This is a genomic window from Pararobbsia alpina (genome assembly GCF_902859895.1).
GTDB classification, from domain to species: Bacteria; Pseudomonadota; Gammaproteobacteria; order Burkholderiales; family Burkholderiaceae; genus Pararobbsia; species Pararobbsia alpina.
This window is the reverse complement of the sequence record NZ_CADIKM010000001.1, coordinates 183589-195617: the sequence shown is the minus strand read 5'-3', so window position 1 is coordinate 195617 and position 12029 is coordinate 183589. Positions and strand designations below refer to the sequence as shown.

Below are 12029 nucleotides of genomic sequence, written 5' to 3'. Positions count from 1 at the left end.
ATGAGGGCGCAGGCGCGCTCTGCCGTCATGCCACGGCACATGATTGTGCAAGCCGGCTCTCGCTTCGTGGGAGAGCCGGCTTGCACGTCAGGATGCACACTGGGCCTTTGGCTCAGACGTGGACTTCGTCCCAGTCTCCTATCCCCTCGGGAATTTCAAACGTGGACGTATCGACCTCGGATGCGTGTGGGCACACGCCCCGTGCGAGGTCGGCTGCGGCGCGCTCGGGACTCGAAAATTCGCCGAGCGAGGCATTGCCGAAGGTGGCTTCCCAGCCGCCGGGTGCCGGCAAGATATAGAACGATCCCTGTTCTGAACTGAAGCGAAAGCCTTTCATCGTAGTCTCCCTAAGCAACAAGCGTAATCCAGTGGCTGTTGCGCGCGAGAAGCGGCAACGTGCTCAACCAGCGATCTCTGTCGCCGACCTTGTTGCACATCCCATTGCGTCAAGGCCGACTCTTGTAGATGAGTCTACGTCGGCGCGTCACGGGAGAATGATCAAAAGCGTCTTCTTTTCAATAAAAAATACTGTTTAAATTCAATAAGTTGAGATTATTTGCCGCATAGTGAAATGTTCTTGGGCATTGCGGAAGCGCGGATTTTTGCCATGCACCATGATTTTTTACACCGTACGGATGCATACCGCATGGTGAAATTTTGGGTCGATGCGTCTGGCGCTCGTCAAAAGATGCCGAGTTTGCCGGTGTGACGCACGAGGGCAACGAACCTGACAAAGAGGGGCAATGGCTCTGACGCGAGCTGGGGCCGCAGCGATGGCCAACCATGCGAAGAAAACTGACTCAAGTTGAGTTCAATCGTTCTCATATTGAGTCGACTCAACTTGAGAACAAACCGACTCAAAACGAGTACAGTGACTGAGGACACGAGGAGGTCGCGGCGGCGCGACGGAACTCACGCGCCGAAGTGTTCCTTCGGCGAGAGCAATTCAATGTGATGTGCGGCGCGATGCGCAGGGGCATGCGCGCCGGGAATCGTCGCGGCGATGCTCAAGTGTGGCGATCGGCTGCCGATAACACGAATAGGCAACAAAGCAAAAAAACCCGGCGCCAGAAGCGCCGGGTTTGCCCGACAAAAAAGCAAAAACAGGCCCCCGCGGGGTCGGCCCTTAGACCGGTGCCTGAATGTTCGAAGCTTGCTTGCCCTTCGGGCCTTGCACGACGTCGAACGTCACCTTCTGACCTTCTTTCAGCGTCTTGAAGCCATTCATCTGGATCGCCGAGAAGTGAGCGAACAAATCCTCACCGCCTTCGTCCGGCGTGATGAAGCCATACCCTTTGGCGTCGTTAAACCACTTGACCGTACCGGTTGCCATACCAACTTCCCCTGTAACTCGACTCTTGTCGCTTGCAGAACAACGAGCGTGTTCGAAAAGCTGGACGTTGAAGCCGTCCCCTCCGCACCAGCTCACCGTGGCATTTCCTCTTGTTGATCGAAAAAAGTGCCAGCTTTATTGTTCTTGCTCTTTATATGAGTGTCAAGAAATTTTTGGGATAAGCGTTCTTCCTTATTGCACGGGCGTTTTAATGGGATCTGCACACAATTTTCCCGTCTTTTGAGTTAGTAAGCGCAAGTTCTTGAAAACCGCGATAATCGGTCCAAGATTAGGTGCAAGGCGGTTTGCAGCAAAGCGGCCAGAGGGTGCCGCGCGGCTGGCGGCACGGTCGTTGCGCTCGAAGGTGGTCACGTCTATCGTGGGGCCACCCGGCGCGGGGCTGGGCTGGTACTGTTGAGGCATCGAATGGTTTGTCGGGGTGCAGTATCAGGACAGATGGAGACGATGTAGGTCGTTGCACGGCGGCCTTGCACCGTCGAACGGCCTGCTTCCATCGAATGCCCTGACGTTGCGTGGGGTTTTGACGGGATTGCAGGCTCCCGCGAGTTGTTTAGAATGGGTGTATGGCAATTTTCCCGGACAAGCAAGACGGTGCCGTGCTGGAGCGGCAGGAAGCAAAGCTGAAGCCGCCGTCTATGCACAAGGTGGTACTGCTCAACGACGACTTCACGCCGATGGAGTTCGTCGTAATGGTGATCCAGGAATACTTTGGTAAGGATCGTGAAGCTGCGACCCAGATTATGCTGAAGGTGCACCGTGAGGGTAGAGGGGTTTGCGGGGTCTATACAAGGGACGTCGCAGCGACCAAAGTTGAGCTTGTAGTTACCCACGCACGGCAGGCGGGACATCCGTTGCAGTGTGTGATGGAGGAAGCATGATTGCCCAAGAGCTGGAAGTAAGCCTGCATATGGCGTTTATGGAAGCGCGCCAGGCAAGGCACGAGTTCATCACGGTCGAGCATCTGTTGCTCGCGTTGCTGGACAACCCGACCGCGGCCGAAGTGCTGCGGGCATGTGCGGCGAATATCGAGGATTTGCGGCAGAACCTGCGCAATTTCATCCACGACAATACGCCGACCGTGCCGGGTACCGACGACGTCGATACACAGCCGACGCTCGGGTTCCAGCGCGTCATTCAGCGGGCGATCATGCACGTCCAGTCGACTTCGAATGGCAAGAAGGAAGTGACCGGCGCGAATGTACTGGTCGCGATCTTCGGCGAAAAGGATTCACACGCGGTGTACTACCTGCAACAGCAGGGTGTCACGCGGCTGGACGTGGTCAATTTCATTTCGCACGGCATCACCAAGACCGGCAGCGCCGAAAGCGCCAAGTCGGGTGAAGGTACGCCTGAGAATGAAGAGGCCGCGGCCCAGAAGGAAACCCCGCTCGCCCAATTCACGCAGAACCTCAACCAGATGGCGCGCGACGGCAAGATCGATCCGCTGATCGGCCGCGAACTGGAAGTCGAGCGCGTGGTTCAGGTGCTGTGCCGGCGTCGCAAGAACAATCCGCTGCTCGTCGGCGAAGCCGGTGTTGGCAAGACGGCGATCGCCGAAGGGCTCGCTTGGCGTGTCACGCGCGGCGAAGTGCCGGATATCCTGCTCGATGCGACGGTCTATTCGCTCGACATGGGTGCCCTGCTTGCCGGTACGAAATACCGGGGCGACTTCGAGCAGCGTCTGAAGACGGTGCTCAAGGAACTCAAGGAACGGCCGCACGCGATCCTGTTCATCGATGAGATCCACACGCTGATCGGGGCGGGTGCCGCTTCGGGCGGTACGCTCGATGCATCGAACCTGCTCAAGCCGGCGCTGTCCTCGGGCCAGCTCAAGTGTATCGGCGCGACAACGTTTACGGAGTATCGCGGGATCTTCGAAAAGGACGCGGCATTGTCGCGGCGGTTCCAGAAGATCGACGTCGTCGAGCCGACCGTCGAACAGACGATTGCGATCCTGCGCGGCCTGAAGTCGCGCTTCGAAGAGCACCACGGCGTCAAGTACTCGGCGGGTGCGCTGACCGCGGCGGCTGAACTGTCGGCACGCTTCATCACCGACCGTCACTTGCCGGACAAGGCGATCGACGTGATCGACGAAGCGGGCGCGGCCCAACGCATCCTGCCGAAGTCGAAGCAGAAGAAGACGATCGGCAAGGGCGAGATCGAGGACATCATCTCGAAGATCGCACGTGTGCCGGCGCAAAGTGTGTCGCAGGACGATCGCGGCAAGCTGCAGACGCTCGATCGCGACCTGAAGGCCGTCGTGTTCGGCCAGGATCCGGCGATCGAGGCGCTTTCTGCTTCGATCAAGATGGCGCGCGCCGGTCTCGGCAAGACGGACAAGCCGATTGGTGCCTTCCTGTTCTCGGGCCCGACCGGCGTCGGCAAGACCGAAGTCGCTCGTCAGTTGGCGTTCGTGATGGGCATCGAGTTGCTGCGCTTCGACATGTCGGAGTATATGGAGCGCCATGCGGTGAGCCGGCTGATCGGCGCGCCGCCGGGTTACGTCGGTTTCGACCAGGGTGGCTTGCTGACCGAGGCGATCACGAAGAAGCCGCATTGCGTGCTGTTGCTCGACGAAATCGAGAAGGCGCATCCGGATATCTTCAACGTGTTGCTGCAGGTCATGGACCACGGTACGCTGACCGACAACAACGGACGCAAGGCCGATTTCCGCAACGTGATCATCATCATGACCACGAATGCGGGCGCCGAGGCGATGCAGAAGTCGACGCTGGGCTTCACGAATCGTCGTGAAACTGGCGACGAAATGAACGACATCAAGCGGATGTTCACGCCTGAGTTCCGTAACCGGCTCGACTCGATCATCAGTTTCCGCTCGCTGAACGAAGAAATCATCATGCGGGTGGTCGACAAGTTCCTGATGCAGCTCGAAGACCAGCTGCATGAGAAGAAGGTCGACGTGCTGTTCACCGATGCTCTGCGCGCTTATCTGGCGAAGCACGGTTTCGATCCGCTGATGGGGGCGCGACCGATGCAGCGCCTGATCCAGGACACGATTCGCCGCGCGCTCGCCGACGAACTGTTGTTCGGCAAACTCGCGAATGGTGGCCGCGTCACGGTCGATGTCGACGATCAGGGCAAGGTGCAGCTCACGTTCGACGAGAACGGTGTGCCTCGCAACCCCAATCCGGAAGCGATCGAGGTCGAATAAGCTTGCTGCTGGAATAGAAGGCGAAATGAAAAACGGCGCGGAGTGGTCCGCGCCGTTTTTTTTGTCCTTGGCGGTGGCCCGGCTGCTTGCTCCAACCGCTCAGTGTTTGCCCGTGCTCCCGAACCCTCCGGCACCGCGCCCGCTCTCGCCGAATTCCTCGACGATATTGAACTGCGCCTGGACGACGGGCACGACGACCATCTGGGCGAGCCGTTCGAACGGATTGAGTACGAACGGCTGGTTACCGCGGTTCCAGGTCGAGATCATCAACTGGCCCTGATAGTCCGAGTCGATCAGCCCGACGAGGTTGCCCAGCACGATCCCGTTCTTGTGACCGAGCCCCGAGCGCGGCAGGATGACCGCCGCGTAGCCGGGATCGGCCAGATGGATCGCAAGCCCGGTCGGCACGAGCGCGGTCTCGCCGGGGGCGATCGTGAGTGGCGCGTCCAGGCAGGCACGAAGGTCGAGGCCGGCGCTGCCCGATGTCGCGTAGTGGGGCAGTTGGTCGCGGAGCCGTTCGTCGAGGATCTTCAAGTCGATTTTCATGCGTGGCGAAATTCCGCTAGGTGGTAAGAGAGGTCTTGGGGCGCACCGGGGGCGCCCCCGGGGTGGCGCCCGGGTCCAGCTTGACGCGCGTCAACTATATAAGGTCGGTTGACCGATGGCCTATGAATCGGCCAATGAACCGGCCAATGAACCGGCCAATGAACCGGCCAATGAATCGGCCGATGCATTGGCCTATGCGTCAACCCCGAGTTCGAACGCCCCCGCCAGCAACTCGTAAGAGCGCGTCCGGGCCGCGTAGCTGCCCGCGACCGTCAGCACGATCAGTTCGTCGGCATCGAAGCGTTCCTGGATCTGATGGATCCGTTCGACGACCTGGCCGGGCGTACCGATGATGCTTCGCGCCTTTTCCTGCTCGATGATCGCGAGATCGCGCGGACCATATTTCTGGTTGACGCCTTGTTCGATCGACGGAATCGGTGCGTTGAGACCGAGCGACATCTGCACACGACGCAGGTCCACTGCTTTCTCGAGGTCCGCGGCCTGCGCTTCGGTGTCCGCGCAGATGACGAAGATCGCCGCCGCAAGATAGGACGTGCTTTCGTGCCCGGCCTGAAAACGGTCGCGATACGCGGCGGCGACCGCCTCGCCGTACTGCGCATTGATGAAGTGCGCGAACGCAAAGCGAATGCCGAGCTGCGCCGCCAGCAGACCGCCGAACTCACTCGAACCGAGCATCCAGAGTTGCGGCCGGCTCTCGACATGGGGCTGGAGCAAGACCCCACGCGCCAGATGGTCGGCGGGAAGCTGACCGCTGAACAGACCGACGAGATCGGCGACTTGCCGCGGAAACTGCTCGCCGTAGTTGTAATGGCCACCCGCGACCGCCTGTGCGGTCTTGATGTCCCCGCCGGGCGCGCGCCCGACGCCAAGGTCGATTCGGTTCGGAAACAGCGCCTCGAGCATCTGGAACTGTTCGGCGATCTTGAATGGCGCGTAGTAGGGCAGCATGACCCCGCCCGAACCGAGGCGAATGCGCCGCGTGACACTGCCGAGCCGTGCGAGCATCACCTCGGGCGCCGGGTTTGCGACACCCCGCAAGCCATGATGCTCCGCGCACCAATAGCGCGTATAGCCGAGATCGTCGGCGAGTTGGGCGAGGTCGACCGTTGCGGCGATCGCGTCCGCGGCCGTATGGCCGAGGATCACCGGTGTCTGGTCGAGGACCGAAAGTTTGACCATCGATTTGCCTTAGTTGAACAAGCCGCGCGGCAGCCGTCCGGCGATCACCGCGATCAGCTCGCGCGCGAGCGCGGTCTTGTCGGCACGCGGCAGGCGGGTGACGCCATGCTCGTCGTAGAGGACGACTTCGTTATCCTCGCGGCCGAACGCGTCTGGCCCCAGATTGCCGATCAGCAGCGGCACGTTTTTTCGAACCCGCTTGGCTGCCGCATTGTTGTCGAGATCGTCGGTCTCCGCCGCGAAGCCGACGCAAAACGGCGGTTCGGGCAGATGGGCGACCGTGGCGAGGATATCGGGATTCTCGACAAACTCGAGCGCAGGCGGCAAACCGTCGCCGGTCTTCTTGATCTTGCCGGGGCTCACGTGCGCGACGCGCCAGTCAGCCACCGCGGCGACCGCGATGAACACATCCGCACCGCTCGCCGCGGACAGGGCGAGCTCATACATCTGCTGCGCGGTCTGCACGTCTTCGCGAACCACGCCCCAGGGCGTTTCGAGCGCCGTCGGGCCGGCAATGAGCCGCACGTCCGCGCCGCAATCCGCTGCCGCACGGGCGAGGGCGAAGCCCATTTTGCCGCTCGACAGATTGGTGATGCCGCGCACGGGATCGATCGGCTCGAAGGTCGGGCCGGCGGTGACGACCACGCGCTTGCCCTGTAGCAGTTTCGGCTGGAAGAATGCAACGATCGCCGCATAGACAGCCGCGGGTTCGAGCATGCGTCCGTCACCGACCTCGCCGCAGGCCTGCGGGCCGGCGTCGGGGCCGAGCACTCGTACGCCGTCGGCTCGCAGTTGCTGGGCATTGCGCTGGGTTGCCGGGTTTTGCCACATCTGGCGATTCATCGCGGGTACCACCAGCAGGGGACAGTCGCGCGCGACGCAGAGCGTCGAGAGCAGATCGTCCGCGAATCCGTGCGCGAGCTTCGCAATGAAGTCGGTCGACGCGGGCGCGATCACGATCACATCGGCTTCGCGCGACAGGTCGATGTGCGCCATATTGTTGGGCACGCGCGCATCCCACTGGTTCGTATAGACAGGGCGACCCGAGAGCGCCTGCATCGTGACCGGGGTGATGAACTGCGTCGCCGCCTCGGTCATCACGATCTGCACGGTTGCGCCAGCCTTGACCAGCAACCGCGTGAGTTCGGCCGACTTGTAGCAGGCGATGCCGCCCGTCAGGCCGAGTACGACATGCTTTCCCGCGAGTTCCGTCATGGGCTGCCTCGCCGCTCAGTGGACTAGTGGACTTCGGTTTGATTCGGTCAAGAAACTAGCGCGATCCGCGCACACGCCGCAGTTCATCGATCACCAGCAGGATCGCCCCCAGTGTGATCGCACTGTCGGCCAGGTTGAAGGTCGCGAAATGCCAGCCGTGCAAATGGAAGTCCAGAAAGTCGATCACGTGGCCATAGGCCGCGCGGTCGATCACATTGCCGATCGCGCCGCCAAGGATCATCGACAGCGCGAAGCAGAACAGGGTCTGGTTGCCGTGCGTCTTCAGCAGATAGACAATCAGAAGCGCCGCGGCGATCGCGAGCACCGTGAAAAACCAGCGCTGCCAGCCACCCGACTGGGCCAGGAAACCAAACGATGCCCCCGTGTTGTAGGTCAGTACGAGATTGAAGAAGGAGGTGATCACCCGACCCGAGCCATAGGCGAACAGCTTGGTCATCGTGATCTTCGTGACCTGGTCGATCAGGATCACCACGAGGGCCAGGCCCAGCCAGGGCACGAGTACCCCTTCACGTTGCTTCGCGACTGCCATTACGCTGCGCTCCTTGTTTCTCCATGACCGAACAGATTGGTGACGCAGCGGCCGCAGATCGTCGGGTGCGCCGCATCGATGCCTACATCGGCTCGATAGTGCCAGCAACGCTCGCATTTCGCATGCGAGGACGGCCGCACATAGACCCCTTCGTCCTCGGCCGTCGCGACTGTCTCGACATCGGCGGCCGAGGTGATCAGCACGAACTTGAGATCGTCGCCGAGGCTCTGGAGCGCTTCGAGCCGCGCGCCGTTCGCCTTGAGCGTGACTTCGGCCTGCAGCGACGAACCGATCTTCTCGGCCGTGCGTGCGTCCTCGAGCGACTTGGTGACGCCGGCACGGACCGCGCGCAGCATCGTCCACTTGTCGAGCAGCGCGGGGGCGCCGTCGAGCTCCGGATAAACGTAGTACGTCTCGGTGAAGATCGTGTCGGTGCCGGGCTGGAATACCTGCCACGCTTCCTCGGCCGTGAACGACAGGAACGGCGCGATGATCCGCAGCAGGCCCTGGGTCACGTGATAGAGCGCGGTCTGTGCGGCGCGGCGGGCCGGCGAGTCCGCGGCCATCGTATAGAGGCGGTCCTTGAGCACGTCGAGATAGAAGCCGCCGAGGTCTTCCGAGCAGAAGGTCGAGATCTTCGCGACGACCGGGTGGAACTCGTACTTCGCATAGTGCGCGAGCCAGTCGGCCTGTTGCGCCGCGGCGAGCGCGACCGCATACCGGTCGATCTCGAGCCATTGCTCGGGTGGCAGCGCATGCTTCGCATAGTCGAAGTCCGACAGGTTCGCGAGCAGAAAGCGCAGCGTGTTGCGAATGCGCCGGTACGTGTCGGACAGGCGCTTGAGAATTTCCTCGGACAGCACGAGCTCGCCCGAATAGTCGCTTGCGGCGATCCAGAGGCGGATGATCTCGGCACCGAGCTTTTGCGCGATCTCCTGCGGTTCGATGCCGTTGCCGAGTGACTTCGACATCTTGCGACCCTGCGAATCGACCGTGAAGCCGTGCGTGAGCAGCGACTTGTACGGCGGCCGCCCGTCGAGCATCGAACCCGTCAGCAGCGACGAGTGGAACCAGCCGCGGTGCTGGTCCGAGCCCTCGAGATACATGTCGGCCGGCCACTGGAGTTCGTTCTTGTGCGAACCGCGCAGGACATGCCAGTGCGTCGTGCCCGAGTCGAACCAGACGTCGAGCGTATCGCGGTTCTTCTCGTAGTAGGCGACGTCGTCGCCAATCAGGTCGCGGGCGTCCAGACGCTGCCAGGCTTCGATCCCGCCTTGCTCGACGCGCTTGGCGATTTCCTCCAGCAGCGCGGGGGTATGCGGATGCAGTTCTCCCGTCTCCTTGTGGACGAAGAACGCCATCGGCACGCCCCACTGGCGCTGGCGCGAAAGCGTCCAGTCTGGCCGGTTGGCGATCATCGCGTGCAGGCGCGCCTTGCCCCAGGCCGGAAAGAAGGCCGTGTTCTCGATACCTTCGAGTGCCGTCTGGCGTAGCGTGCGGCCGCCTTCGTTCGGCTGGATGTCGAGACCCGCGAACCACTGCGACGTCGCGCGATAGATGATCGGCGTCTTGTGACGCCAGCAATGCATGTAGCTGTGAAGGTCGTCCTCGGTGTGCAACAGCGTGCCGGCTGCGCGCAACGCGGCGATGATCTTCGGGTTCGCATCCCAGATCATCAGGCCGCCGAACAGCGGCAGGCTCTGCGCAAAATGACCGTCACCGAGCACCGGGCTCAGGATGTCGGCGTCGCTCATGCCGTGGCGCTTGCATGAGACAAAGTCTTCGATCCCGTAGGCGGGCGCCGAGTGAACCACGCCAGTGCCGGTATCGAGCGTCACATAGTCGCCGAGATAGACCGGGGCAGTGCGGTCGTAGCCGGCGTCGGCCCGGCTCAGCGGATGCTGGAAGCGGATGCCTGCGAGATTCGCGCCGATCGTCGAGGCGATGATCGTGCCCGTGGTCTCATAGGTCTTCAGGCATGCTTCGACGCGTTCGGTCGCGAGCAGTAGCAGGCCGCGCGGCGTGTCAACGAGGCTGTAACTGAATTCCGGATGCAGATTGAGGGCCTGGTTCGACGGGATCGTCCAGGGGGTGGTCGTCCAGATGACGACGCCTCCATCGGTCCTCGGCAGGGCGGGCAGGCCGAATGCGGCTGCGACTCGTTCGGGCTCGGCAAAGCCGAATACGACGTCGATGGTCGGGTCGGTGCGGTCCTGATACTCGACTTCCGCTTCGGCGAGCGCCGAGCCGCAGTCGAAACACCAGTTGACCGGCTTGAGTCCGCGGAACACATAGCCCTTTTCCATGATCTTCGCGAGCGCGCGAATCTCGCCGGCCTCGTTCTCGAAGTCCATCGTCTTGTACGGACGATCCCATTCGCCGAGCACACCGAGCCGCCGGAAGCCGACCTTCTGGCGTTCGATCTGTTCGGTCGCGTAGGCGCGCGCCTTCTGCTGGACCTCGGCGACCGGCAGCGATTTGCCGAACTGCTTCTCGATCTGGATTTCGATCGGCATGCCATGGCAGTCCCAGCCCGGCACATAGGGCGCATCGAAGCCCGCCATATTGCGCGACTTGACGACGAGGTCCTTCAGGATCTTGTTGACCGCGTGACCGAGGTGGATGTCGCCGTTCGCGTACGGCGGGCCGTCATGAAGAATGAACTTCGGGCGTCCGGCGCTCGCCGCGCGGATCTTGCCGTAGATGTCGCGTTCCTGCCATTGCTTGACCCATTGCGGCTCGCGCTTGGGCAGGTCGCCGCGCATCGGGAACGGGGTATCGAGCAGGTTGACCGGGTACTTTGACGGCGCTTGCTTGGATTCGGCTTTCTTGTCGCTCATCGTATCGCTTGGTTGGATTCGTTCGTTGCGGTCCGCCTCGATGGGCGGCTGGGCATGCAAGGCGGCGGTGGCAGGCCGGCGCTCGCGCGCGAGGCCCGTCGCCGCCTGATTCAAATTCGATCGGTGGCTGATGTCGCGTAGTCGCGCGGATTGCCGTTCGCGGCAAACCACGCGCGTGCATGGTCGACGTCGCGCGCAATTGCGGTGGTCAGCGTCGGCAGATCGATGAACTTCTCTTCGTCGCGGATTTTCTTGAGGAATTCGACGCGCACGAGCTTGCCGTACGCATCCCCGCTCCAGTCGAGCAGGTGCACCTCGAGCAGCACGCGGCCTGAATCGTCGACGGTCGGCCGCAGCCCTAGACTCGCGACACCCGGCACCGGACGCTCACCGAGGCCGTGGACCTGCACGACGAGAATGCCGGACAGCGCGGGGCGCGTATGCGCGACACGCAGGTTCAGCGTTGGAAAACCGAGATGGCGGCCGAGTTTCGCGCCGTGCACGACATGGCCGCTGAATTCATACGGGCGCCCGAGCAGCAGGGCCGCGCCCGTGACATCGCCCGCAACGAGCGCCGCGCGGACGGCCGAACTCGAAATGCGCACGCCCGTCGGATCAGCGACAGTCGGCATCTGTTCGACTTCGAAGCCATGGCGCAGGCCGGCCGCCTTCAGCGACTCGAAGTCGCCCGCGCGTTTCGCGCCGTAGCGGAAGTCGTCACCAACCAGTACCCAGCGCGCATGCAGGCCGTTGACGATGATCTTTTCGACGAAGGCATCGGGTGTCTGTGAGGCGAAGGTCTGGTTGAAGTGCTCGACGACGACCCGGTCGACCTCGCTCATCCGCAGCGCGTCGAGCTTGTCGCGCAGCAGCGCGATGCGGGGCGGCGCGCTGGCGGGGTTGAAGAATTCGCGCGGATGGGGCTCGAAGGTCATGACGCAGACCGGCAGACCGCGCGCGTCCGCCGCCGCGCGCACGCGCGCAAGCAACGCCTGGTGACCGCGATGGACGCCATCGAAGTTGCCGATCGTCAGCGCGCAGGGCGCCTTGCTCTCGGCATTGGGTAGACCTCTGAAAACTCTCACGATTACGCGCGCAGGGGGACCGCAAAAAGAGCCAGCGAAACGGGCCGTCACGGTGCAAGGCGAGCGA

At 62.3% G+C, this 12029-nt stretch carries 10 protein-coding genes; 2 read left to right on the top strand and 8 right to left on the bottom strand.

All coding sequences use genetic code 11. The annotated features are described in order from the left end of the window. Window positions 1-112: 112 nt before the first annotated feature. A complete protein-coding gene (locus tag HV670_RS00895) occupies window positions 113-337 on the bottom strand; it encodes a hypothetical protein (RefSeq protein ID WP_175102743.1) in 225 nt (74 codons plus the stop codon). Between the two features lie 789 nt (window positions 338-1126). After that, window positions 1127-1333 carry a cold-shock protein gene (locus tag HV670_RS00890; protein WP_175102742.1) on the bottom strand — a complete coding sequence of 69 codons (207 nt, stop codon included), beginning with the start codon at window positions 1331-1333 and terminating at the stop codon, window positions 1127-1129. A 584-nt stretch (window positions 1334-1917) separates the two neighbouring features. Here HV670_RS00890 and clpS point away from each other — a divergent pair. Both clpS and clpA read left to right on the top strand, forming a co-directional pair. After that, window positions 1918-2232, top strand: a complete 315-nt coding sequence (gene clpS, locus HV670_RS00885; RefSeq protein ID WP_175102741.1) for an ATP-dependent Clp protease adapter ClpS — start codon at window positions 1918-1920, stop codon at window positions 2230-2232. Next, a complete protein-coding gene (clpA, locus tag HV670_RS00880) occupies window positions 2229-4526 on the top strand; it encodes an ATP-dependent Clp protease ATP-binding subunit ClpA (protein WP_175102740.1) in 2298 nt (765 codons plus the stop codon). Before clpS ends, clpA begins: the two co-directional genes overlap by 4 nt. Window positions 4527-4625: 99 nt before the next feature. On the opposite strand, the gene dut is transcribed toward clpA, so the two are convergent. The 6 genes from dut to HV670_RS00850 all read right to left on the bottom strand — a co-directional run bounded on the left by dut (window position 4626) and on the right by HV670_RS00850 (window position 11962). Continuing rightward, the gene (gene dut, locus HV670_RS00875; protein WP_175102739.1) at window positions 4626-5072 is read right to left on the bottom strand and encodes a dUTP diphosphatase; all 447 of its coding nucleotides are present in this window, start codon (window positions 5070-5072) and stop codon (window positions 4626-4628) included. A 192-nt stretch (window positions 5073-5264) separates the two neighbouring features. After that, a complete protein-coding gene (locus tag HV670_RS00870; protein ID WP_175102738.1) occupies window positions 5265-6272 on the bottom strand; it encodes an LLM class flavin-dependent oxidoreductase in 1008 nt (335 codons plus the stop codon). A gap of 9 nt (window positions 6273-6281) precedes the next feature. Continuing rightward, window positions 6282-7487 (bottom strand): bifunctional phosphopantothenoylcysteine decarboxylase/phosphopantothenate--cysteine ligase CoaBC, encoded by a 1206-nt coding sequence (gene coaBC / locus HV670_RS00865; RefSeq protein WP_175102737.1) that lies wholly within the window; start codon window positions 7485-7487, stop codon window positions 6282-6284. A gap of 55 nt (window positions 7488-7542) precedes the next feature. Further along, window positions 7543-8037, bottom strand: a complete 495-nt coding sequence (gene lspA / locus HV670_RS00860) for a signal peptidase II (RefSeq protein WP_175102736.1) — start codon at window positions 8035-8037, stop codon at window positions 7543-7545. Beyond that, window positions 8037-10877: an isoleucine--tRNA ligase gene (gene ileS / locus HV670_RS00855; RefSeq protein WP_175102735.1), complete on the bottom strand. Its 2841-nt coding sequence runs from the start codon at window positions 10875-10877 to the stop codon at window positions 8037-8039. The genes lspA and ileS overlap by 1 nt, the downstream gene beginning before the upstream one ends. Window positions 10878-10987: 110 nt before the next feature. Continuing rightward, entirely contained in the window at window positions 10988-11962 is a 975-nt protein-coding gene (locus HV670_RS00850) for a bifunctional riboflavin kinase/FAD synthetase (protein ID WP_175102734.1), read from the bottom strand. Window positions 11963-12029: the final 67 nt, after the last annotated feature.

Coding starts and splice junctions, on each gene's coding strand:
- HV670_RS00895 (WP_175102743.1), bottom strand. CDS start 337: ATGAAAGGCTTTCGCTTCAGTTCAGAACAGGGATCGTTCTATATCTTG.
- HV670_RS00870 (WP_175102738.1), bottom strand. CDS start 6,272: ATGGTCAAACTTTCGGTCCTCGACCAGACACCGGTGATCCTCGGCCAT.
- ileS (WP_175102735.1), bottom strand. CDS start 10,877: ATGAGCGACAAGAAAGCCGAATCCAAGCAAGCGCCGTCAAAGTACCCG.
- clpA (WP_175102740.1), top strand. CDS start 2,229: ATGATTGCCCAAGAGCTGGAAGTAAGCCTGCATATGGCGTTTATGGAA.
- HV670_RS00890 (WP_175102742.1), bottom strand. CDS start 1,333: ATGGCAACCGGTACGGTCAAGTGGTTTAACGACGCCAAAGGGTATGGC.
- dut (WP_175102739.1), bottom strand. CDS start 5,072: ATGAAAATCGACTTGAAGATCCTCGACGAACGGCTCCGCGACCAACTG.
- lspA (WP_175102736.1), bottom strand. CDS start 8,037: ATGGCAGTCGCGAAGCAACGTGAAGGGGTACTCGTGCCCTGGCTGGGC.
- coaBC (WP_175102737.1), bottom strand. CDS start 7,487: ATGACGGAACTCGCGGGAAAGCATGTCGTACTCGGCCTGACGGGCGGC.
- clpS (WP_175102741.1), top strand. CDS start 1,918: ATGGCAATTTTCCCGGACAAGCAAGACGGTGCCGTGCTGGAGCGGCAG.